The sequence below is a fragment of the Streptomyces sp. NPDC101118 genome, assembly GCF_044759445.1.
In the GTDB taxonomy this organism is placed as follows: domain Bacteria; phylum Actinomycetota; class Actinomycetes; order Streptomycetales; family Streptomycetaceae; genus Streptomyces.
Window position 1 is genome coordinate 39,352 of the sequence record NZ_JBIVZG010000001.1, and the last position, 22,340, is coordinate 61,691.

The following is a 22,340-nucleotide window of genomic DNA, read 5'->3' on the forward strand; positions in this document are numbered from 1 at the left end:
GGGTGCTGGGCGGTGCCCTCCTGAGTGCGACGTGGGGGGCGGTCTGCTTCAATTCACTATACACTCTCGCGTCGCGAGCCTGGGACGCCCTCACCCCCCCCCCCCCCCCGCCACCGGTGCATCCGCTTGAGTTCATCCCGCGGCGGGTCGCCCGACCCAAGGCGGCCGCCTCATACGGGAGATCGGGGGTGCACTCGTGCGGATCGGACTGCTCACGGAGGGTGGTTATCCGTATGCGACGGGTGAGTCGAGACTCTGGTGCGACCGGCTCGTACGCGGACTCCCGCAGCACGAGTTCGAGATCTACGCGCTGAGCCGCAGCGCCGAGCAGGAGCGCGCGGGACGCGTCCCGCTGCCGCCGCACGTCACCCACGTACGCACCGCCCCGCTGTGGGCCCCCGACGACGACGGCCGCAGCCACGGCCGCCGCGAACGCCGCAGGTTCGCCGGGCACTTCAGGGACCTCGTGGCCGGCGTGTGCGCCGGACGCCCGGAACCCTTCGCCCAGGGCCTGTACGGGCTGGCCGAACTCGCCCGCGAGGAGGGCGGCCTGTACGCGGCGCTGCGCTCCGAGACGGCCGTCCGCGCCCTGGAGTCCGCCTGCCGGGCCCCCGGCGCGAACCGCACCCTCCAGACCGCCCAGGTGCCCGACCTCCTCGACTTCACCGACGAGCTGGAGCGGGCGCTGCGCCCGCTGTCCCTCGACTGGTACGAGGACCTCGGCGGCGTCGACGTGTGCCACGCGGCGGCCGGCGGCGTCGCCGCCCTGTCCGGGCTCCTGGCCAAACGCTTCTTCGGCATCCCGCTGCTGGTCACCGAGTACGGCGTCCCGCTGCGCGCGCACTACCTCGACCGCGCCGGGGCGCCGCTGACCGCCGCCGTGCGCGCGCTCCTCGCCGCCTTCCACGGACGGCTGGCCGCCGAGGTCTACCGGACCAGCGACCTGCTCACCCCCGGCAACACGCACGCCAGGCGCTGGCAGGAGCGGTGCGGCGCCGACCGCGCCCGCGTGCGCACCGTGTACCCGGGGATGGAGGCGGACCGATTCGCCGCCGTCGGCGAGGCCGCCGACCAGGGCGACCCGCTCACGCTGGTGTGGGTCGGCCGGGTCGAGCCGGCCAAGGACGTGATCGCGCTGCTGCACGCCTTCGGAGAGGTGCGGAAAGCCGAACCCGAAGCACGGTTGCGGCTGTTCGCGGCCCCCTCGCGCACACCCGAGGCGGTCTCGTACCTCGCGCACTGCCGCGCGCTGGCCGCCCAGCTCTTCCCCGACGAGGCCGCGGACGCGGTGACCGTGGGCGAGAACCCGGTCAGCTTCGAGGAGATCGGCGGACCGGCCGCGCCGCAGCCGGCCGACGCCTACGCCTCGGGGCGGGTGGTGGTGCTGTCCTCGGTGGTCGAGGGCTTCCCGATCAGCCTGGTCGAGGCGATGTTCTGCGGGCGGGCCACCGTGTCCACCGATGCCGGGGCCGTCTGCGAGGTCATCGGAGGCACCGGGCTCGTGGTGCCGCCCCGCAACCCGCGCGCCCTCGCCGACGCCTGTCTGGCGCTGCTGCGGGACCCCGAGCGGGCCGCGCGGCTGGGCGCCGCCGCCCGTGCCCGCGCGCTCGAACTCTTCACGGTGGAGCAGAACGTGGCCGCCTTCCGCGCCCTGTACCTGGAACTGATCTCGCACGCACCGGCCCGCCCGGACGACGGGGAAGTGCCGTTCGGGCTGCCGGCGGAGGCGTGCGTACCGGGCCGGTGGGCCGCCGGCGCGGCCGGCCGCACCCGCACCCCGGAGGCGACGGCATGAGCGGGCAGCGGCCGGAGGCCTACCCGACGAGGGCCGAGGAGATCCTGGCGGCGGGGCGCGACACCCGGCCCGGAATTCCCGTGCAGGACGGTGCGCAGGGCGTCAACGGGCTGGTCAACGGCAGCGTCAACCCGGGGACGGGGACGGGGACGGGGACGGGCGCGGGGGCGCACGCGGGGGCCGGGCCGGTGGGCGGGTCCTCCCGGACGGTGCCGATGGCCGTGCCGGTCCCGCAGGCCGAGCCGGTGACGGTCGCGGTGCCGGTCCCCGAGCCGGTGACGGTCGCGGTGCCGGTCCCCGAGCCGGTGACGCTCGTCGTCCCGGCGCCGCCGGCCGAGCCGGTGACCGTCCCGGTGCCCGTGGCCCGTGCGGCCGCCGGGGGCGAGGGCGGCGCGGCGGGGCCGGGCGCCACGGGCCGTGGCGCCGGCACCGCGGTGCGGCGGCGCGGCGGGGCCGACCCCGTCAAGGTGCTGCTGCACCGCCACCGGGAGCTGTGCGAGCGGGCGGTCGACCCGCTGGAGATCGCCGCGGGCCTGGAGGCCCACGGGGTCACCGACCGCACCGCGGCGCGCTTCCGGCACCGGGACGTGTTCTCGCTGGCCGAAGAGCTGTACGCGCGGGTGCCGCGCGGGGCCGGGCAGGGCCGCCCGGGCACCGGGGGGACCGCCCCGGGGCAGGAGGCGCGGGGCCACGACGGGCCGTCGGCCGCCGACGCGGGCCCGGCGGCCGGGGACCCGGCCGCGCGGACCGCCGGGCGCCGGGCCATCGGGTACGGGCTCTCCCTCCTCCCGGGCGCCCTGGCGGTCGGCACCTGGGTGCAGGCCCGGGGCACCGCGGCCGTCGTGGCCGGCGGGGCCCTCGCCCTGGTCGCCCTGGTGTGCTGCCTGCGGGCCGGGCCGCTGCGCGTCACCGGCCGGACCGGAGCCACCGCCTGGCTCTGGGCCGCCGCACTCACGGCCGGGGTGGCCTGTGCCGACGCGGTGGGTACGGAAGGCGCGCCCCCCGGTGCCGCCGCCGGGACGCTGACCGCCCTCGCGCTCGCCGCCGCACCGGCGACCTGGTGCGCCGGGCTGTTCGCGACCCGGGCCCGGCGCAGACTCGCCGCCAGCCGGCTGCTGGAGGAGTTCGCCGCCGGGGTGCGCCCGCTGCTGCTCGGGGTGTGCGCCGTGTTCGCCGCGGCCCTCGCCGGACTGCTGGCCCTCACCGGAGGTGCGCTCGCCGCCGGCACGGCCCTCGGGGTGCTGCTGTTCCTGGCCCGGCTGCTCGCCGTGCACGGGTCTCCGGCCGCCGCGCGCAACGCCCTCGGTGCCGTGTGCGCCGCGGAGGCGGTACTGCTGGGTGCCGCGGCCCTCGGCCAGCCGGTTCCGTACGCCGCCACGACCGGCCTGCTGGGCGCCGCGCTGCTCGCCCTGCTGGGCCACGTGGCCGCCGCCCTCTCCCGCGCCTCGGCGCACGCCCTCCGCTAGGGGCCGCCGGTGTCCGCCGCGACCTCCGTCCCCCGCCCCGGCCACCGCGCCCCTCCGAGCCGGAGCGCCGGGCGCGCGGACCGCCCCGCCCCGGGGGCCCGACGTACGTACCGGCTCCCCGGGCAGCGGGACGCCGGGCGCCGGGCACCCGTACCGCCCGCGGGCGAGCAGCCGCGTACGGCACCGCACCGGCCCGCCCCTGCCGGCCGCCCGCCACGGCCGAGAGACGGAACGGGCCCGCACCACCCCGCCGGTCCCGGCCGCGCGGTACGCGCAGACGTCCCACGGGGCGGCAGCGGCGGCACGGCACCCCTCGGGGGGCGCGGCCGACGGATCGCCCCGCAGGGAGCGGCGGAGCCGACGCCGCCGCTCCACCCCGCACGAATCCACCGCAACACCCCCGAAGGAGAACGAGAGATGACCCCCCAATCACCCGCCACGCCCCGTCGGCACGCAGGAGGCGCGCGATGAGGGTGCTGCTGATCGGAGCCAACGGATACCTCGGCCGCTACGTGGCCGACCGGCTGCTCGCCGACCCGGCCGTCCAGCTCACCGCGCTCGGCCGCGGAGACGACGCCGACGTGCGGTTCGACCTCGCCACGGGCAGCCCCGGCGCGCTCACCCGGTTCCTCGACGCCGTCCACCCCGGCGTCGTGATCAACTGCGCCGGCACCACGCGCGGCGGCGCCCGCGAGCTGACCCGCCACAACACCGTGGCCGTCGCCACCATCTGCGAGTCGCTGCGCCGCAGCGGCTGCGGCGCCCGGCTCGTCCAGCTCGGCTGCGCCGCCGAGTACGGGCCCAGCCAGCCCGGCTCCTCCACCGCCGAGGACGCCGTCCCCAGACCCGGCGGCCCCTACGGGGTCAGCAAACTCGCCGCCACCGAGCTCGTCCTCGGCTCCGGGCTCGACGCCGTCGTGCTCCGCGTGTTCTCGCCCGTCGGGCCCGGCACGCCCGCCGGGTCGCCCCTGGGCCGCCTCGCCGAGGCCATGCGCCGGGCCATGCAGTCCGGCGACGGCGAGCTGAAGCTCGGGGGCCTCGGGGTCCAGCGCGACTTCGTCGACGTGCGCGACGTGGCCCGCGCCGTCCATGCCGCCTCCCTCTCCGCCGCGCAGGGGGTCGTCAACATCGGCACCGGCCGTGCCGTCCGGCTCCGCGACGCGGCGGCCGTGCTCGCCCGGGTCGCCGGGTACGGCGGCGCGCTGCACGAGATCGACGGGCCCCCGCACGGCCGCCCCATGGGCCTGGCCACCATCGGCGCCCAGCGCTCGGAGTCCTCCGCGGAGCAGCTGTCCGCCGGACCGCCCAGCGGCTCGTTCCCCTACCCGGACGGCTGCGGCGCCTGGCAGCAGGCCGACGTGCGCACCGCCCGCGACCGCCTCGGCTGGCGTCCCCGGATCAACCTGGAGGAGTCGCTGGCCGACATCTGGATGGAGGCCGCGTGTCGCATCTGACGACCCCGGGCGCCCGCCTCGCCGCCACCGGGGCGGGCCGGCTCGGATTCGGCATCCCCGGGTACGCGCACCCGCTCGTCGCCCCCGTGGAGTGGGCCGAGCTCAGCCGGCCCGGCACGCCCCTGCACTGGGCCGTCCTCAACGTCTCGGACGGGCCCGGCAGCCGGCCCGACCCGCACTGCCTGGAGGCCGTGGCCCGCCTCAGGGACGCGGGCGGCACCGTGATCGGCCATCTCGCGATGCGGGACGGGACACGCTCCTTCGGGGAGCTGGTCTCCGATGCCCACGCCTTCCGGGACTGGTACCAGGTCGACGGGTTCTACCTCGGGCGGACCCCCGCCGGCCGGGCCGAGCTGCCCGCCGTGCGCCGGGTCGCGGAGACCCTCCGTACGCTGGGCGAGGGGCTCCGGATCGTCTTCGGGCACGGCACCCACCCGTACGCCGGGTACGCCGAGGCCGCGGACCAGCTGGTCACGTTCTCCGGGCGGTGGGCGGACTACCGCTGGTCACAGGTGGCCGAGTGGACGGCCGAGTACCCGCCCGAGCGGTTCTGCCACCTCGTGCACGGCGTCCCCCGGACCCACCTGGAGGAGGCCATGCGCATCGCGCGCTGGCAGGGAGCCGGCACGATCTGGTTCACCGACCGCTCCGACCGGCACGGCACGGCCGACCCCTGGGCCGCGATGCCCGCGTACTGGGACGAAATCGTCTCGCGTATCGGACAGGGTGTCTCGGAATGAAGAAGGGCGTGGCAGTGTTACGGGGAGAACAACCGTTTCAGACTTACCGATCTACGGAGTCCCCGTGTCGCTGCCACCCCTGGTCGAGCCAGCTGCTGAGCTCACCGTTGACGAGGTCCGTCGGTACTCCCGCCACCTGATCATCCCGGACGTCGGGATGGACGGCCAGAAGCGCCTGAAGAACGCCAAGGTGCTCTGCGTGGGTGCGGGGGGCCTCGGCTCGCCCGCACTCATGTACCTGGCCGCGGCCGGCGTGGGCACGCTGGGCATCGTCGAGTTCGACGAGGTCGACGAGTCGAACCTGCAGCGCCAGATCATCCACAGCCAGGCGGACATCGGCCGTTCCAAGGCCGAATCGGCGCGGGACTCGGTGCTCGGCATCAACCCGTACGTGAACGTGGTCCTTCACGAAGAGCGGCTCGAGGCCGAGAACGTGATGGACATCTTCAGCCAGTACGACCTGATCGTCGACGGCACGGACAATTTCGCCACGCGCTACCTCGTCAACGACGCGTGCGTGCTGCTGAACAAGCCGTACGTCTGGGGCTCCATCTACCGCTTCGACGGCCAGGCCTCGGTGTTCTGGTCCGAGCACGGCCCCTGCTACCGCTGCCTCTACCCGGAGCCCCCGCCGCCGGGCATGGTCCCCTCCTGCGCCGAGGGCGGCGTGCTGGGCGTGCTCTGCGCGTCCATCGGCTCCATCCAGGTCACCGAGGCGATCAAGGTCCTGACCGGCACGGGCGAGCCCCTCGTCGGCCGCCTGATGATCTACGACGCCCTGGAGATGCAGTACCGCCAGGTGAAGGTCCGCAAGGACCCCGACTGCGCGGTCTGCGGCCCGAACGCGACCGTCACCGAGCTCATCGACTACGAGGCCTTCTGCGGCGTCGTGTCCGAGGAGGCCCAGGAGGCGGCGCTCGGCTCCACGATCACTCCGAAGCAGCTCAAGGAGTGGATCGACGCGGACGAGAAGATCGAGATCATCGACGTCCGCGAGCAGAACGAGTACGAGATCGTCTCGATCCCGGGCGCGAAGCTGATCCCCAAGGGCGAGTTCCTGATGGGCAACGCCCTCCAGGACCTGCCGCAGGACCGGAAGATCGTCCTGCACTGCAAGACGGGTGTCCGCAGTGCGGAGGTCCTCGCGGTGCTGAAGTCCGCGGGCTTCGGGGACGCGGTCCACGTCGGCGGCGGCGTGATCGGCTGGGTCAACCAGATCGAGCCGGAGAAGCCGATCTACTGACCGGGTCTGCCGGCCGGGCTCACTGACCGGGCCCGGCGACGGCGACTCCCGCCGAGGGGCCCGTACCGCTGTGCGCAGCGGTACGGGCCCCTCGGCGTTCCCGTGTTGTCGTGGCCCGCGGCCTCAGGCCGGGCAGGTGGTGTTCGACTTCGGCACCTTCCCGTCCAGCAGGTAGCCGTCCACGGCCCCCTGCACACAGCGGTCGCCGCTGTTGTACGCGCCGTGCCCCTCGCCGTCGTACGTCAGCTCCACGCCCACCCCGGGCCCGAGCTCCTGGGCCATCCGCCGGGCCCCCTCGTACGGTGTCGCCGGGTCGCCGGTGTTGCCGATGACCAGGATCGGGGCGGCGCCGGGAGCGCTCACGTCGGGCGTCTGCCAGGTTCCGGCGACCGGCCAGGAGCTGCAGGCCATCATGGCCCAGCCCAGGTAGTCGCCGAACACGGCGGAGGCCGCGTGGAACTCGGGCAGCTTCGCCCTGGTCTGCTCGATCGTGTACCGGTCCTTGGAGTCGACGCAGTTGATGGCCGTGTTGGCCGCGCCGATGTTGCTGTAGGTGCCGTCCTGGCTGCGGCCGTTCATCGCGTCGGAGAGGGCCAGGAGCAGCTGGCCCTGGCCGCCCTCCGCCTCGTCGAGACCCTGTTCGAGCAGCGGCCAGTACTCCTTCGAGTACAGGGCCTGGGCGATGCCGCCGGTGGCCTGCGTCTCGGTCAGCTTCCGGTCGCCGATGCCGGGGATGGGCTCGACGGCCAGGGACCGCTGGAGCTTGACGATGTTGTCCTCGATCTCCTTGGCGGTGCTGCCCTGGAGCCGGCACTCGTCACCCCGGTCCACGCAGTCCTGGGCGAAGTTGTCGAGGGCCAGCTGGAAGCCCTTCGCCTGCCCCAGCGAGCTCTGCTCCGAGTCCTTGGTCGGGTCGACGACCGCGTCGAACACCGCCCGCCCGACCTTCTCCGGGAACAGGTGGGCGTACACCCCGCCCAGCTCCGTCCCGTACGAGATGCCGAAGTAGTGCAGCTTGTCGTCGCCGAGGGCCTCGCGCAGCCGGTCCATGTCGCGGGCCGCGTCGAGGGTCCCGACGTGCGGCAGGACGCTGCCGGAGTTGCGCTCGCAGGCGTTGGAGTACGTCTTGATGCCGTCGACGAACTCCTTCTCGGCGGCCGGTCCCACCGGCGTGGCGTCGGAGGCGTAGTACGCGTCCAGCTGCCGGTCGTCCTGGCAGCGCACCGCCGCGCTCCGGCCGACGCCGCGCGGGTCGAAGCTCACCAGGTCGTACCGCTCCCGCAGGCGCTGGAAGTCCTTGGCCGCGCTGGGCAGGACGGCCACGCCCGACCCGCCGGGCCCGCCGAAGTTGAAGACCAGCGAGCCGATGCGCTTGGACGGGTCGGTCGCCTTGGAGCGGATGACGGCCAGCTCGATGGTCTCGCCGTCCGGGTCGTCGTAGTCCAGCGGCACGTCGAGCGCCGAACACTCCCAGTCCTTCCCCGGTGCCTCGCCGCCGCCCTCCGCGGGGGAGGGGGCGGGACAGCTCTCCCACTTCAGGTCCTTGGCGCCGCCACTGTCGTCGGAGCAGCCGGCCAGTGGCAGGAGTGCCGCGGCGGCGGCGATCGCGGCGGTGCGAAGGCGGGCGGAAGTCGGCATAAGCCACATCCTGCGTGCCCCCCGCCCGCTCCGCCCGACGAGTGACCCATGCGAGTGCCCCGGCCCCCGGCGACCGGCCGTGCCCCGCCGCCGCGCGGTGCCCCGGCGCCCCGGTGCGGGCGCCCCCGCCGCGTGGCCGTGAGCGGACGGTGGTCAGGCGGCGGTCAGGAGGTCGCGGGCGGCCTGGCGGCCCGTCGCCACGCAGGCTGCCACGCCCACCCCCTCGTACGCGGCGCCGCAGAGGGTCAGGGCGGGGAGCTTGCCGGCGGTCTCGCGGATGCGGGCCACGCGTTCCCGGTGGCCGACGCCGTACTGGGGCAGGCCCCGGTCCCAGCGCGTGACGCGGGTGGCCACCGGCTCGCCCATCGGGCCCACCGCCCGGTGCAGCTCCGCGATGGCCCGCCGCACCAGCACCCGGTCCGGGCTGTCGAGCAGCCCCTCCTCGCCGATCCGGCCGACGGAAGCGCGCAGCACGAACACGTCCGGCGCCGCCCGGGCCAGCCACGCCCATTTGTTGGAGAGGAACGAGGCGGCCTTGAGGGTGTGGCCGTCCACGGGCGGCACCAGGAAGCCGTTGCCCTGCGGCAGGAAGTGCGCCCGGGCCCGGGAGAAGGCCATGGTGATGACGGCGGTCGAGGCGTGCGGGATCGCGGAGAGCTCCGCGTCCGCCAGGGGCGAGTGCGGGCGCAGGAGTTCGGCCGCGGCGAAGGCCGGCAGGGCCAGCACGATCCCGTCCGCCTCCATGGTCAGCGGGCCGTCGTCGGTGACGGCCTGGACGCGCCACCGCCCCGCCGGTGTCAGGGCGAGCGAGCGGGCCGTCGTACCGGTGAGGATCCGCGCCCCGCAGGCCGCCGCGACCGCCGCCGGGAAGCGGCCGGTGCCGCCGGCCACGCCCTGGACGGCGACCGGGGCCGGGCGGGGCGCGCCCGCGGCCCGCATCCGGCGCAGGGCCGGCACCAGGGCCTCGCCCTGCTCCGCGAGGGCGGCGACGCGCGGCATGGCGGCCCGCAGCGAGAGCCGGTCGGCGCGGCCGGCGTACACCCCGCCCAGCAGCGGCTCGACCATCCGGTCCACCACCTCCCGGCCGAAGCGGGCGGCGAGGTGGTGGGCGACCGAGACGTCCTCCGTCAGCGGCTCGGCCGGCAGGGTCTCCTCGGCCGCGGCCCGGGCCACGCCCTCCGGGGAGAGCAGCCCGGTGGCGGCCAGGGCCTCGGGGTCGGTCGGTACGCCCATCACGTGCCCGGCGGGCAGCGGGCGCAGCGCGCCGTGGGTCCAGATCGTGGTCGGCGCCTGGGCGGGGTCGCACAGGGCGTCGCCCAGGCCCACCGCCGCCGCCAGTTCGACGGCCTCCGGCCGCAGCGCCATCAGGGACTCGGCGCCCTCGTCGACCGCGATGCCCGCGATCGTGCCGGTGCGCAGCTTTCCGCCCACCCGGGCCGCGCTCTCCAGGACGGTCACGTCCGCCTGCCCGCGCAGCTGCCAGGCCGCGGCCAGACCGCTGATTCCACCACCGACGACGATCACTGAACGCATGCTCTGCTCCTGGTGAGTTCCCCCTTCGACCCTACGGGCGAGGAGTGCCCTGATTACTCATGCTTTCGGCCAGTTCCTCCTGGTACGGGAAGCTGCCCGGCCGGTACGCGCAGTACGGGTCCTCCGCGAGGACGTCCCGGGTGGACCCGTACGCCCGCGACCGCGACCCCCCGCACACGGACCTGAACTCGCAGGCCCCGCACCTCCCGCCCAGCAGCGCGGGGTCCCGCAGCTTCGTGAACAGCGCCGACCCGCGGTAGACCTCGGTCAGCGGACGGTTCTTCACGTTGCCCGCCGACACGGGCAGGAAGCCCGACGGGTGCACCTCGCCGGTGTGGGAGACGAAGACGAAGCCGCGGCCCGAGGAGACGTCCATCGGCGGGCGCCGCACGGCCCGCCGCCCGCCCTCGAACAGCCCCAGCTCCGCGGCGCGGGCGGACAGCCGCCCGTACAGGGGGCCGAGGGCCGGCCGCTCGCCGTGCCGGTCGAGGAGAGCACGCTGGAGCGCGATCCGGCGGAAGTGGTGGCCCTCGGTGGTCTTGGTGGCCAGCACGGATCCGCAGTCGTACAGGAAGTGCAGCGCGTCCTCGACCTCCTCGGCGGAGAGCGCCGAGAGCTGCTCGCCGCGGCCCGTGGGGACCAGCACGAAGCCGGACCAGAGCATCGCGCCCTCCCGCCGCACGAGCGCCGCGATGTCGGCCAGGTCGGGCAGGCTCCGCCGGGTCAGAGTGGTGTTGACCTGCACCTTCAGGCCCAGCTCGCGGGCGGTGCGCCAGCCGTCCAGGGTCCAGTCGTACACCCCGGGCACGCCGCGGAAGGCGTCGTGCCGCCCGGCCGTCGAGCCGTCCAGGGAGAGGGAGAGGGCCACCGCGCCCGCGTCGCGCACGGCCACCAGGTTCTCCCGGGTGAGCGTGGGCGTGCCGGAGGGGGAGACCGCGACGCGCAGGCCGAGGGAGGTGCCGTACGCGACCAGCTCGGCCAGGTCGGCCCGCTGGAAGGGGTCGCCGCCGGTGATCACGAAGAGTGGGGCGGGCCGGCCGAAGGCGGCGACCTGGTCCATCACCCGCCGGGCGTCCGTCCCGTCCAGCTCCCGCGGGTCGCGCCGGGTCTGCGCCTCGGCCCGGCAGTGCAGGCAGGCCAGCGGGCAGGCCCGGGTGGCCTCCCAGATCACGATGAAGGGGCGCTCGGCGACGGCGTGCCGGGGCTGCCGCACGATCCGCCGCGCGTTCCCGTACGGGCCGCCGGGTCCGCCCGTCGCGCCGCCGGTCACGAGACCCGCTCCCAGCCCCGCCTGTCCTCGCGGTTCGCCGGCTGCCCGGGCTTCCGGGAGCGGTAGACCACGTACGGCCGGAACAGGTACTTCACCGGGACGCTGAACATGTGCACCAGCCGCGAGTACGGGATCAGCGCGAACAGGGTGAAACCGAACAGGATGTGCAGCTTGAAGGCCAGCGGGGCGCCCGCCATCAGGTGGTGGTCCGGCTGGAAGGTGAACAGGCCGCGGAACCAGGGGGAGATGCCCTCCCGGTAGTTGTACCCGTCCGTCGCGCCGGTGGAGTTGAGCACCGTGGCCGTCAGGCCCAGCACCATCGCCCCGAGCAGGAAGGTGTACATCAGGTGGTCGCTCTTCAGGGTGGCCCGGCGCACGGCCGGCACCCGGAACCGCCGGAAGACCAGGATTCCGATGCCCGCGGCGGCGGCCACCCCCGCGACCGCGCCGGTGGACACCGCCAGCAGGTGGTACGCGTGGTCGCTCAGCCCCACCGCGTCCGTCCAGCTCCGCGGGATCAGCAGGCCCACCACGTGCCCGAGCACCACGAACAGCATGCCGAAGTGGAACAGCGGCGAGCCGATCCGCAGCAGCCGGGACTCGTGCAGCTGCGACGAGCGGGTGGTCCAGCCGAACTGGTCGTAGCGGGCGCGCCAGACCGTACCCGCGATCAGCAGCGCGACGGAGACGTACGGGAGCACGCCCCACAGCAGCAGGTCGGTCATGCGATGGTCCTCTCCGGGGCGGCGGGCGCGGACGTGGGCCAGGGCAGGTCCACCGGAGGCTCCATGCCGGGCCCGAAGGGCTCCAGCGGCGTTCCCGCGCCCACCAGCTCCTGCGGCGGCCCGTTCCTGGCCAGGGCCTTCGCCTCCGCCCTGGTCTCGGGGGAGGGGCCGGGCAGGGTGGCGCAGACCGCTTCGAGCAGCCGGGTGTACGGCGTGTCCGCGGCGGACAGCGCCAGGCGCAGCAGCTCCAGGCCGGCCCGGTGCTCTTGGAGCAGCTCGGTGCCCGCCTCCGGGTGCCGGGCGGCGAACTCCAGGGCCACCGGCAGGAAGTCGGGCAGCTCCTCGCCCGTGAACTCCAGCCCGTGGTCGCGGTAGATCCGCTTGATCCGCACCAGCGACAGCCCGCGCCGCCGGGTGTCGCCGTCGGTCCACCAGGTCAGGTAGAGGCAGCGGCGGTTGCGGGTGTCGAAGGTCGAGGTGTACTCCGCGCACATCCGCAGCGGCTCGGTGGCCCGTGCGTGGTCGAGGAACGCGCCGATCAGCCGGGCCGGTTCGGCGGGCGCCCCGGTGAGGGCCGCACGGAGCGCGGGGAGCGCGCCGTACAGGTCGGAGTCGGGGTACCGCAGGCAGTGGCCGGCGACGAGTCGTACGAGCGCATCGGGGGTCAGGGTCTCCGCGGGCGGGGTGGACATCAACGCCTCCGGGTGGGGCTGAGGTTGAGCATCACACGGGGAGTGCCGGACTCCCCGACGGGACACCCGGCCTCCAGGGGGTGGGAATCGGCGAGCGCGTCGGCGTCGGCGCGGGCGGCCGTGGGGATCACGAACCGGTCCTCCTGCTTGGCGACGGCCAGCAGCCGGAACATGTCCTCCATCTCGGCCCCGGTCAGGCCGACCGCCTTCGCGACGGTCTCGTCCCGCTCCTCGCCGAGGTTGATCCGCCGCATGTACGCGCGCATCGCGGCCATCCGGCGCAGCACGGCCTCGACCGGGTACGTGTCGCCCGCGGTCAGCACCTCGGCCAGGTACTCGACGGGGATGCGCAGGGCGTCGATCGCGCCGAAGAGGTTGCCCGCGTCCTCGCCGTCGCGGCCGGTGGCGGCCACCGCCTCGACGACCGGGGAGAGCGGGGGCACGTACCAGACCATCGGCATGGTCCGGTACTCCGGGTGCAGGGGCAGGGCCACCTGATAGGTCGCGATCAGGTCGTAGACGGGCGAGCGGCGGGCGGCGTCGAGCCACTCCTCGGTGAGTCCGGCGGCCCGGGCGGCCTCGGCCACGGCGGGGTCGTGCGGGTCGAGGAAGCACTCGACCTGGGCCGGGTAGAGGTCGTGCTCGTCCTCCACGGCCGCGGCCCCGGCGACCTTGTCGGCGTCGTAGAGCATCACGCCGAGGTAGCGCATCCGGCCGACGCAGGTCTCGGAACAGACGGTCGGCATGCCGACCTCGATGCGCGGGAAGCAGAAGGTGCACTTCTCGGCCTTGCCGGTGGCGTGGTTGAAGTAGACCTTCTTGTACGGGCAGCCGGTGACGCACATCCGCCAGCCGCGGCAGCGGTCCTGGTCGACCAGGACGATGCCGTCCTCCTCGCGCTTGTACATCGCGCCGGACGGGCAGGAGGAGACGCACGCCGGGTTGAGGCAGTGCTCGCAGATCCGCGGCAGGTAGAACATGAAGCTCTGCTCGAACTCGAAGCGGATCTTCTCGCCCACCTCGTCGCGGAGCTTCTCCACGACCGGGTCCTTCGGGGCGTGCTCCGGGCCGCCGCCGAGGTTGTCGTCCCAGTTCGGGCCCCACTCGATGGTGTCGAGCGGCTCGCCGGTGGTCTGCGACACCGGGCGGGCCACCGGCAGGTCGTCGCCGGCCGGGGCCTCGGTGAGGTTCTTGTACTCGTACGTCCAGGGCTGGTAGTAGTCGCCGATCTCCGGCAGGTCCGGGTTGGCGAAGATCTTGCCCAGCTTGGCGAGGCGGCCGCCCGCCTTCAGCCGCAGCCTGCCCGAACGGGTGCGCTCCCAGCCGCCCTTCCAGCGCTCCTGGTCCTCCCAGCGGCGGGGGTAGCCCTGGCCGGGGAGGGTCTCGACGTTGTTGAACCAGACGTATTCGGTGCCCTGGCGGTTGGTCCACGCCTGCTTGCAGGTGACCGAGCAGGTGTGGCAGCCGATGCACTTGTCGAGGTTCATGACCATCGCGATCTGTGCCATGACGCGCATCTGGATCAGAACTCCACCTTCTGCGAGCGGCGGCGGACGACCGTCACCTCGTCGCGCTGGTTGCCGGTCGGGCCGAGGTAGTTGAAGGCCCAGGTCAGCTGGGCGTAACCGCCCACGAGGTGCGTGGGCTTGAGCATCACGCGGGTGAGGGAGTTGTGGATGCCGCCGCGGCGGCCCGTCTTCTCCGTCTTCGGGACGCCGACCGTGCGCTCCTGTGCGTGGTTCATGTAGACCGTGCCGGGCGGCATCTTGTGGGAGACGATCGCGCGGGCGGTGACCACGCCGTTGCGGTTGACCGCCTCGATCCAGTCGTTGTCCCGCACCCCGATGGCCTCCGCGTCCTGCGGGGACATCCACACCGTCTGGCCGCCGCGGCCCAGGGTCATCATGTAGAGGTTGTCCTGGTACTGGCTGTGGATGGCCCACTTGTTGTGCGGGGTCAGGTACCGGACGGCGACGGTCTTCTCGTCGACCTGCCCGAGCTGCGGCTCGCCGTACAGCCGGTGCATGTTCAGCGGCGGCTTGTAGACCGGCAGCGACTCGCCCACCTCGTGCAGCCAGTCGTGGTCGAGGAAGAAGTGCTGGCGGCCGGTGAGGGTGTGCCAGGGCTTGAGGTGCTCGGTGTTGACCGTGAAGGCCGTGTACCGGCGGCCGCCGGACTCCGAGCCCGACCACTCCGGCGAGGTGATCACCGGGACCGGGCGGGCCTGGGTGTCGGCGAAGGTGATCCGCTTGCCCTCGGCCTCCGCGGCCAGGTGGGCCATGTGCGTGCCCACCTTCTTCTCCAGCGTCTCGAAGCCCTGCGTGGCCAGCCGGCCGTTGCTGGTGCCCGAGAGGGAGAGGATCGCCTCGCAGGCCCGCTGCGCGGTGTCCAGGCGCGGCCGGCCGTCCGCGACGCCGCCGCGCACCGTGCCGTTCTTCGCGCCCAGGTAGCCGACCTCCTCGGCCACGTCGAAGGTGATCGCCTTCGTGGTGACGCCGAGGGTGTCGACCAGCGGGCCGAGCGCGGCGAACTTCTCGCCCACCGCCCCGTAGTCCCGCTCCACGACCGTCAGGTTGTACATGGTCCGGCCGGGTACGGGCACGCACTCGCCCTTCGACCAGTCCAGGGCCACCCCGCCGGGCTGGGCCATCTCGCCGCCCGGGGTGTCGTGCTGGAGGGCGGTGGCGACCAGGTCCTTGCGTACGCCCAGGTGCCCGGCGGCCAGTTCGCCGAACCGGCGGGCGAGGCCGAGGAAGGCGTCGTAGTCGGAACGCGCCTGCCAGGGCGGGTCCACGGCCGGCGTGAAGGCGTGCAGGAAGGGGTGCATGTCCGTGGAGGACAGGTCGTGCTTCTCGTACCAGGTGGCCGCCGGGAAGACCACATCCGAGAGCAGCGTCGTGGACGTCATCCGGAAGTCCATGGTCATCAGCAGGTCGAGCTTGCCCTCCACGTCCGCCTCGTGCCAGGTGACGTCCCTGGGCGTGCAGCGGGGCCCGTCCTCGGGGAGGTTGGAGTGGGTGCCCAGCAGGTGCTTGAGGAAGTACTCGTTGCCCTTGGAGCTGGAGCCGAGCAGGTTGGCCCGCCACACGTTGAGCACGCGCGGCCAGTTGCGCGGGGCGTCCGGGTCCTCGCCGGCGAAGCCGAGGGTTCCCGCCTCCAGCTCCCGCACGGCGTCGGCCACGGGGTCCGCCGAGGCGCCCAGCTCCAGCGGGTTGCGGTCGAAGGTCGGGTACGAGGGCATCCAGCCCATGCGCGAGGACGCGGCCAGGCAGTCCGCACCGGTCATCCCGGCGAAGCGGCCGTCGCCCAGCGGCGAGGCCAGGGCCTCGGCGGGCAGGGTGTCGTACCGCCACTGGTCGGTGTGCAGGTAGAACCAGGCGGCGCCGATCATCTGCCGCGGGGGGCGCGACCAGTCGGAGGCGGCGGCCAGCGTGGCCCAGCCGGTGACCGGGCGGCACTTCTCCTGGCCGACGTAGTGGCCCCAGCCGCCGCCGTTGCGCCCCTGGCAGCCGGTCAGGGTGAGCAGGGCGAGGAAGGCGCGGTAGATGGTCTCGGAGTGGAACCAGTGGTTGGTGCCGGCGCCCATCAGGATCATGCAGCGGCCCCGGGACTTCTCGGCCGTCTCCGCGAACTCCCTGGCCACCCGGGCCGCCTGGGCCGCCGGTACCGAGGTCAGCGTCTCCTGCCAGGCGGGGGTGCCGGGCCGGCTCGCGTCCTCGTACGAGGACGGCCAGTCGCCCGGCAGGCCCGGGCGGGCCACGCCGTACTGGGCGAGCATCAGGTCGTACACGGTGGTCACCAGGCGGCCGGCCAGGCGGCGCACGGGGACGCCGCGGACGACGGTGCCGGCCGCGTCGTCCTCGAAGCGGGGGAGGACGACCTCGGCGGTGCCGTTCTCGCCGATGAGGCTGAGGCGGGGGACGGTGTCGCCGAGGTCGAGGTTCCACTCGGGCTCCTCGCTCTCGCCCCAGCGGTGGCCGAGGGTGCCGTTCGGCACGACCGGCTCGCCCGTGGCGTCGTCGACGAGCACCGTCTTCCACTGCGCGTTGCCGGTCTCGTGCCCGAGGTCGGCGGCGGTGACGAACTTGCCGGGGACCAGGCCGTGTTCGGTCTCCCTGAGCGAGACCAGGAACGGCAGGTCGGTGTACTTCCGCACGTAGTCGGTGAAGAACGGCGTCTGCCGGTCGACGAAGAACTCCTTGAGGATGACGTGCCCCATCGCCATCGCGAGGGCGCCGTCCGTGCCCGGGTGGGGGTGCATCCACTCGTCGGCGAACTTGGTGTTGTCCGCGTAGTCGGGGGAGACGGTGACGACCTTCTGGCCGCGGTAGCGGGCCTCGGTCATCCAGTGGGCGTCGGGGGTGCGGGTGACGGGGACGTTGGAGCCCCACATCATCAGGTAGGCCGCGTCCCACCAGTCGCCGGATTCCGGTACGTCGGTCTGGTCGCCGAACACCTGGGGGGAGGCGACCGGCAGGTCCGCGTACCAGTCGTAGAAGCTCAGCATCGGCGCGCCGATGAGCGAGTGGAAGCGGGCGCCGGCGGCGTGCGAGGCCATCGACATGGCCGGGATGGGGGAGAAGCCGGCGACGCGGTCGGGGCCGTGCTCCTTGATCGTGTGGACGTGTGCGGCGGCGACGATCTCGGTCGCCTCCTCCCAGGTGGCGCGCACCAGGCCGCCCTTGCCGCGCGCCTGCTGGTACGTGCGGCGGCGCCCGGGGTCGGCCTGGATGTCCGCCCACGCCAGCACGGGGTCCTTCAGGCGCGCCTTGGCCTCGCGGTACATCTCCAGCAGGACGCCCCGCACGTACGGGTAGCGCACGCGGGTGGGGGAGTACGTGTACCAGGAGAACGCGGCGCCGCGGGGGCAGCCGCGCGGCTCGTACTCCGGGCGGTCCGGGCCCACGGAGGGGTAGTCGGTGGCCTGGGTCTCCCAGGTGATGATCCCGTCCTTCACGTAGACCTTCCACCGGCAGGACCCCGTGCAGTTCACCCCGTGCGTCGAGTACACGACCTTGTCGTGGCTCCAGCGGTCCCGGTAGAAGGCCTCGGCGGCCCGGCCGCCCGTCTTGTGGACGGTGCGGAGGTCGTCGGAGATCTCGGCGCGGGAGAAGAAACTGCCCGCCCTGATCAGAGATTCCGCGGCGCCCTGATGCCCGCCCTGATGCCCCTGGTTCTCCTGCAACACACGGTCCTCCAGCGATGCCCGGGCGGTGCCCGGTGGGGCCGAGGAAACGGCCCTTTTCGACGTTACGCCGGGGAAATCGGGGCGCCCCGGGGACGAAGGTCCCGATGCGGGGTGACCTCTTTCCGGACTTTGGGGGACCGCTCGGGTGCATGCTGGTTTGGGCCCAACTTTTGGGTCGGGCGCGGAAATTACGCGTTGGAATTCCAATTCGGTGCAGGGCGGGGGCAGGGCGGCGCCGGTTGGATGCCGAATAGGTGCCGAGTGGGTGCGGGTTGGGCGCCGATTGGGTGCGGGTTGGGCGCCGATTGGGTGCCGATTGGGTGCCCATGGGGTGCGGATTACCGGAAAGGTCGTGCGGTGGTGGCGGGGCGTGGCGGAGGCAAGCGGCGGTGGCTGCCGGACCAGCACGGGGCCTGGGCGATGCTCGCCGTGCCCTTCGCGGTGGGTACGTTCCTCTCCCCGGACCCCGGTCCGGCGCACCTCGCGCTGTTCGCCGCCTGGCTGCTGGGATACGTCGCCGTGTACCACGGCCAGCAGTGGCTGCGGCTGCGCCGGAACTCCCGCAACCCCAGGGCCGCCGGCCGGCACGCGCTGCCGGGCCTGGTCTTCGGCGGAGCCTTCGCGGTGTGCGCGCTGCCGCTCGCGGTGGCGTACCCGTGGCTCCTCGCGGCCGCCCTGGCCGCTGCGCCGTTCGTCGCGGTGAACACGTACCACGCCTGGCGGAACCGCGAGCGGGCACTGGTGAACGGCCTGGCCGCGGTGGTGCCGGCCTGCGGGATGCTGCTGGTCGCGCTGCGCCTGGGCGGGGGCGCCGTGGCGCCCGACGGGTGGCGGGCGGCACTGGCCTGCCTGCTGTACTTCGCGGGCACGGTGCCGTACGTGAAGACGATGATCCGGGAGCGGAACTCCCGTACGTACCACCGCGCCTCGGTCGGCTACCACGCTGCCGCCGTGGCCGCCGCGGCCTGCCTCTCGCCCTGGCTGGCCCTGCCCTTCGCCCTCTACCTCGCCCGAGCGGCGGCCCTGCCGGGCCGCGGGATCAGGGTGCCGGTCGTCGGCGCCCTGGAACTGGGCTGCTCCCTCGTCCTCCTGGCGAGCCTGCTCCTGGTCTTCTGACGGCTACGGCGGGAAGGCCCGGGCGGGGGCGGGGGGCGGGGCTGTCCGCCGGGGGCCGCCGCGGCCGGGTGGCCTGGGCCCGCAGTGGGGTGGCTGGCCGGGGGACGCAGTGGGGTGGCTGGCCGGGGGACGCAGTGGGGTGGGTTCCTTGGTGGCCCCAGCTGCTTGCCGGGACCAGCGTGCGCCGAAGCTTCCGGGTGCCGCTCTGTCCCGCCAGGCCGCCGGAGCTCGCTTCGGGGGTGGGTCGTGTGGTGTGTGGGTCCCCTCGGTGCTTGACCCGTCGTGGCCTGCAGGCCTCCCCCAGCTACCGCTGGGAGGTGCCCCCAGCGGCAGGCCCACCCCTGGGGCTTTGGGGCTTCGCCCTGGCCTTCGGCCACCCCAGGCCCGGGCCTGCCTCCGGACCAGCCTGCCACGACGCCTCAAGCACCTTCCCCACACACCACACGACCCACCAGGCCCTGCCAAGGGGAGTGCGGGGGAGTGGCGGGCGGAGGTACTGCCACGACGCGTCAGGCACCTTCCCCACATACCACCGACCCACCAGGGCAGCCACGGAAGTGGCGGGCGGGAGGTGGGGTGCGGGAGGCGGCGGCCTTCGACAGCCCCGCCGGGTGGCTAGAGGGCTTCCTTGCGCGTGAGGTAGTTGAACGACAGCCAGCCCGGGAGGACCGGGAGCCAGAAGGTCATCAGGCGGAACAGCAGGACCGAGGAGAGGGCGATCTCCTTGTCCACGCCCACCGCGACCAGGCCGAGGGTCAGGGTCGTCTCCACCGCGCCCAGGCCGCCCGGGGTCGGGGCGGCCGAGCCCAGCGCGTTGCCGGCCAGGAAGACCACCGCGATGCTCGCGTAGCTGACCGACTCCGCGCCCCCGAACGCCCGCAGCGAGGCATCCAGGCACATCACGAAGCAGCCGGTCAGCAGCAGCATGCCGCCGATGCCGGTGAACAGCTTCTGCGGCCGCTGGAGCACGTCCAGCATGCGCGGGACCACGCCCGCGAACAGCGCCCGCACCCGCGTCACCACGAACTTCCGCAGGAACGGCACCGCCGTCACCACCAGCACCAGGACCGCGACCGTCAGCAGGCCGGCGATCACGGTCCGGGACGGGGTCATCTCCGGGGTCTTCTCGGTGCCGGTGAGGTAGCCGAAGGCCAGCAGCAGCAGGATGTGGCTGCCCAGTCCGAACAGCTGCGACGCGCCCACGCTCGCCACCGCCAGGCCCGGCCGTACGCCGGAGCGCTGGAGGAAGCGCGTGTTCAGCGCCACGCCGCCCACGGCCGCGGGCGCCACCAGCTTCACGAACGAGCCCGCCACCTGCGCGAGCACGGTCTTCAGGAACGGCACCCGCTCGGGCACGAAGCCCAGCAGGCTCATCGCCGCCGCCAGGTAGCTGAGCGCGGAGAACGCCAGCGCCACCGCCACCCAGCCCCACTGCGCGTCCGCCACGGTCTTGGCCGGGTTGATGTGCGTCAGCTGAGAGAGCAGGAAGTACGCGGCGAACGCGCCCGCGATGAAGCTCACCAGCGTGCGCGGCCTGATCCGCTCCAGCCGGGCCGGCTCGACCGGCGCCTGCGGACGGATCAGCAGCACCTGCCCGCGGATCTGGCTGAGCAGGTCCTCCTCCCGGGCCTCGTCCAGCGCCACGTCCAGCGCCCGCTTCTCGGCCTTCTTCTCGGCCTTGTCGGCCTTGGCCGCGGAGACCTTCGCGCCGACCTTGATCCGCTCGCCGGCGGCGGCCTCCACCGGGTTCCCGGCCTTCGCCGCCTCGTGCTCGCGCTCCTTGGCCTCCTTGGCCGCCTTCGACGCCGCCAGCACCGCCTCGCGCTCGCGCTGCGCCCGCTCCCGGCCCAGCCGCCGCAGCGTCGCCCGCGTCGAGCGGGTCAGCGCGATCGGCTGGAGCAGCGGCAGACAGTCCGCCACCGCGTCGCCGCCGAGCACCGCCACCGCGGCCGCCACCGAGCGCTCCGCCCCGACGCGCAGGCCGAGCGTGGTCAGCAGCTGCGCGATGTCCATCCGCAGCACCAGGTCGCCCGCCGCGATCTCACCGCCCCGCAGGTCGGTCAGCACGATGCTGCCGGAACGATCCACCAGCAGCGCGTCACCCGCCAGCCGGCGGTGCGCGATCCGGCGTGACTGCAGCGCACGCACCTGCTGCCAGGCGTTGCGGATCAGCTCGTCCGAGATCTCCTCGTCCGGCAGCGCGTCCAGCGACCGGCCGCCGATGTGCTCGTACACGAGCATGACCGCGTCGGGGCCCAGCTCGGAGGTGGCGATGAGCTTGGGCGCGTTCGCCCCGGCCGCGATGGCCGCGTACGCCAGCAGCGCCTCCTGCTCCAGTGCCTGCCGCAGGGACTGGAGGCTGCGGCGGGTGGTGATCCCGCGGAGCGTCAGCCGCCGCCAGACCCGGTAGAAGAAGCCCTGCGCCTGCTGCTCGCGGTCCACGACGGTCACGTCGAGCGGCCCGCCGTCCTCCAGCGTGACGAGGTACCGCCGGCCCCGGTCGTTGTGCTCCGGCAGCTCCGGCTCCTCCTCCGCCCGCATGGCGCGCACCGGCTGGAAGCCGACGCGGCGCAGTCCGGCGAGGAGGGTCTGGCCGGTGGGGCGGACGTTCGGCGAGCCGACGGCGTAGAGCGTGCCGTACGCCACGGTCCAGCCGATCAGCACGGTCAGGATGATCGAGAAGGGGGTGGTGTACCCGCCGACCAGCATCGCCAGCGCATCGAGCAGCAGCACCACCCACAGCGCCACGCGCCAGCGCGGCCGCCGGGTCATCCCGACCGCCGTCATGTAGGCGATGACCGGCGCGAGGTAGCCGTGCACGGGGTCGGTGAAGGTCCCGCCGGCGCCCTGCGGCATCGTCAGCGCGTCCTTGATGGTGTCGGACGCGGCCCGTGCCACCCACAGGTCGGTGGCCAGCGTGACGCCGTGCGCGAGCACGGCCGCGAGCACGCCGTCGGCGATGCGCAGCCCGTCGCGCTTGATCAGCCGCTCGATGGCGAAGGCCACCGGCACCAGCAGCACCGCGATGCTCGACACCAGCCCCGCGATCTTGATCAGCAGGTCGGGCGCCTGGCCGGTGCCCTCGCGGATGTCCGACTCCAGGCCCACGGTCGTGCCGTGCGCGAAGGCGGCGATCGCCAGGACCACGACGATCCCGAGCGTGCCGACGAGCAGCCGCACCAGGTCCGAGGGGCGGTGGACGCGCGCGGCGAGCAGCGGCTCGTCACCCTCAAGCGGGTCGACGAACCCCTCGTCGGGGCCCTGCGCGCTCACGCCCTGCTCCCTCGGTGTGTCGTCCGACGCGTCTTCTCGCGACTCTTTACGGATCTCTTCTTGGATCTCTTCTTGTTCTCGTATCACCAGTCACCGCCCGGAAGATGGTGGCACGGACCGGCTGACCGGGCAGGCATCAGGGTGCGTGCCGGGCATCCGGAGGGCCGTGGTCCGGCTCCGGGGGCCCGCTCGCGCCCTCGCCGCCGC

At 74.0% G+C, this 22,340-nt stretch carries 14 protein-coding genes; 6 read left to right on the forward strand and 8 right to left on the reverse strand.

Annotation, left to right across the window (positions count from 1 at the left end; all coding sequences use genetic code 11):
* The first annotated feature begins 196 nt into the window (after positions 1–196).
* The 5 genes from pelF to moeZ all read left to right on the forward strand — a co-directional run bounded on the left by pelF (position 197) and on the right by moeZ (position 6,698).
* The gene (gene pelF, locus ACIQUQ_RS00210) at positions 197–1,795 is read left to right on the forward strand and encodes a GT4 family glycosyltransferase PelF (protein WP_403969306.1); all 1,599 of its coding nucleotides are present in this window, start codon (positions 197–199) and stop codon (positions 1,793–1,795) included.
* A complete protein-coding gene (locus ACIQUQ_RS00215) occupies positions 1,792–3,261 on the forward strand; it encodes a hypothetical protein (protein ID WP_403969309.1) in 1,470 nt (489 codons plus the stop codon). The genes pelF and ACIQUQ_RS00215 overlap by 4 nt, the downstream gene beginning before the upstream one ends.
* Before the next feature lie 467 nt (positions 3,262–3,728).
* Positions 3,729–4,715, forward strand: a complete 987-nt coding sequence (locus tag ACIQUQ_RS00220) for an NAD-dependent epimerase/dehydratase (protein WP_403969312.1) — start codon at positions 3,729–3,731, stop codon at positions 4,713–4,715.
* Positions 4,703–5,455: a spherulation-specific family 4 protein gene (locus ACIQUQ_RS00225; RefSeq protein WP_403969314.1), complete on the forward strand. Its 753-nt coding sequence runs from the start codon at positions 4,703–4,705 to the stop codon at positions 5,453–5,455. Before ACIQUQ_RS00220 ends, ACIQUQ_RS00225 begins: the two co-directional genes overlap by 13 nt.
* A 64-nt stretch (positions 5,456–5,519) precedes the next feature.
* Positions 5,520–6,698 carry an adenylyltransferase/sulfurtransferase MoeZ gene (gene moeZ / locus ACIQUQ_RS00230; protein ID WP_403668601.1) on the forward strand — a complete coding sequence of 393 codons (1,179 nt, stop codon included), beginning with the start codon at positions 5,520–5,522 and terminating at the stop codon, positions 6,696–6,698.
* A gap of 123 nt (positions 6,699–6,821) precedes the next feature.
* On the opposite strand, the gene ACIQUQ_RS00235 is transcribed toward moeZ, so the two are convergent.
* The 7 genes from ACIQUQ_RS00235 to ACIQUQ_RS00265 all read right to left on the reverse strand — a co-directional run bounded on the left by ACIQUQ_RS00235 (position 6,822) and on the right by ACIQUQ_RS00265 (position 17,744).
* Positions 6,822–8,336, reverse strand: a complete 1,515-nt coding sequence (locus ACIQUQ_RS00235; protein WP_403969317.1) for an alpha/beta hydrolase — start codon at positions 8,334–8,336, stop codon at positions 6,822–6,824.
* 153 nt (positions 8,337–8,489) lie between these two features.
* Entirely contained in the window at positions 8,490–9,869 is a 1,380-nt protein-coding gene (gene hemG / locus ACIQUQ_RS00240; RefSeq protein WP_403969321.1) for a protoporphyrinogen oxidase, read from the reverse strand.
* A gap of 31 nt (positions 9,870–9,900) precedes the next feature.
* Entirely contained in the window at positions 9,901–11,139 is a 1,239-nt protein-coding gene (locus ACIQUQ_RS00245; protein WP_403969324.1) for a TIGR04053 family radical SAM/SPASM domain-containing protein, read from the reverse strand.
* The gene (gene narI, locus ACIQUQ_RS00250) at positions 11,136–11,864 is read right to left on the reverse strand and encodes a respiratory nitrate reductase subunit gamma (RefSeq protein ID WP_403969326.1); all 729 of its coding nucleotides are present in this window, start codon (positions 11,862–11,864) and stop codon (positions 11,136–11,138) included. Before narI ends, ACIQUQ_RS00245 begins: the two co-directional genes overlap by 4 nt.
* Positions 11,861–12,556, reverse strand: coding sequence for a nitrate reductase molybdenum cofactor assembly chaperone (narJ, locus tag ACIQUQ_RS00255; RefSeq protein ID WP_403969329.1), 696 nt, complete (start codon positions 12,554–12,556; stop codon positions 11,861–11,863). Before narJ ends, narI begins: the two co-directional genes overlap by 4 nt.
* Complete coding sequence (narH, locus tag ACIQUQ_RS00260; protein WP_403969332.1) at positions 12,556–14,073, reverse strand: nitrate reductase subunit beta; 1,518 nt, start codon at positions 14,071–14,073, stop codon at positions 12,556–12,558. The genes narJ and narH overlap by 1 nt, the downstream gene beginning before the upstream one ends.
* Positions 14,074–14,078: 5 nt before the next feature.
* On the reverse strand, positions 14,079–17,744 hold the full coding sequence (locus tag ACIQUQ_RS00265; RefSeq protein ID WP_403969335.1) for a nitrate reductase subunit alpha: 3,666 nt from the start codon (positions 17,742–17,744) through the stop codon (positions 14,079–14,081).
* 357 nt (positions 17,745–18,101) lie between these two features.
* Between ACIQUQ_RS00265 and ACIQUQ_RS00270 the strand changes: the two genes are divergently transcribed.
* Positions 18,102–18,860 carry a YwiC-like family protein gene (locus ACIQUQ_RS00270; RefSeq protein WP_403969338.1) on the forward strand — a complete coding sequence of 253 codons (759 nt, stop codon included), beginning with the start codon at positions 18,102–18,104 and terminating at the stop codon, positions 18,858–18,860.
* Positions 18,861–19,475: 615 nt separating this feature from the next.
* Here the strand turns inward: ACIQUQ_RS00270 and ACIQUQ_RS00275 are convergent.
* Positions 19,476–22,133 (reverse strand): flippase-like domain-containing protein, encoded by a 2,658-nt coding sequence (locus ACIQUQ_RS00275; protein ID WP_403969341.1) that lies wholly within the window; start codon positions 22,131–22,133, stop codon positions 19,476–19,478.
* Positions 22,134–22,340 lie beyond the last annotated feature (207 nt).

What these genes read in the sequence shown, in the direction of transcription:
- ACIQUQ_RS00215 (WP_403969309.1), top strand. Translation starts at nt 1,792, where the DNA reads ATGAGCGGGCAGCGGCCGGAGGCCTACCCGACGAGGGCCGAGGAGATC.
- ACIQUQ_RS00220 (WP_403969312.1), top strand. Translation starts at nt 3,729, where the DNA reads ATGAGGGTGCTGCTGATCGGAGCCAACGGATACCTCGGCCGCTACGTG.
- ACIQUQ_RS00235 (WP_403969317.1), bottom strand. Translation starts at nt 8,336, where the DNA reads ATGCCGACTTCCGCCCGCCTTCGCACCGCCGCGATCGCCGCCGCCGCG.
- hemG (WP_403969321.1), bottom strand. Translation starts at nt 9,869, where the DNA reads ATGCGTTCAGTGATCGTCGTCGGTGGTGGAATCAGCGGTCTGGCCGCG.
- narI (WP_403969326.1), bottom strand. Translation starts at nt 11,864, where the DNA reads ATGACCGACCTGCTGCTGTGGGGCGTGCTCCCGTACGTCTCCGTCGCG.
- narJ (WP_403969329.1), bottom strand. Translation starts at nt 12,556, where the DNA reads ATGTCCACCCCGCCCGCGGAGACCCTGACCCCCGATGCGCTCGTACGA.
- narH (WP_403969332.1), bottom strand. Translation starts at nt 14,073, where the DNA reads ATGCGCGTCATGGCACAGATCGCGATGGTCATGAACCTCGACAAGTGC.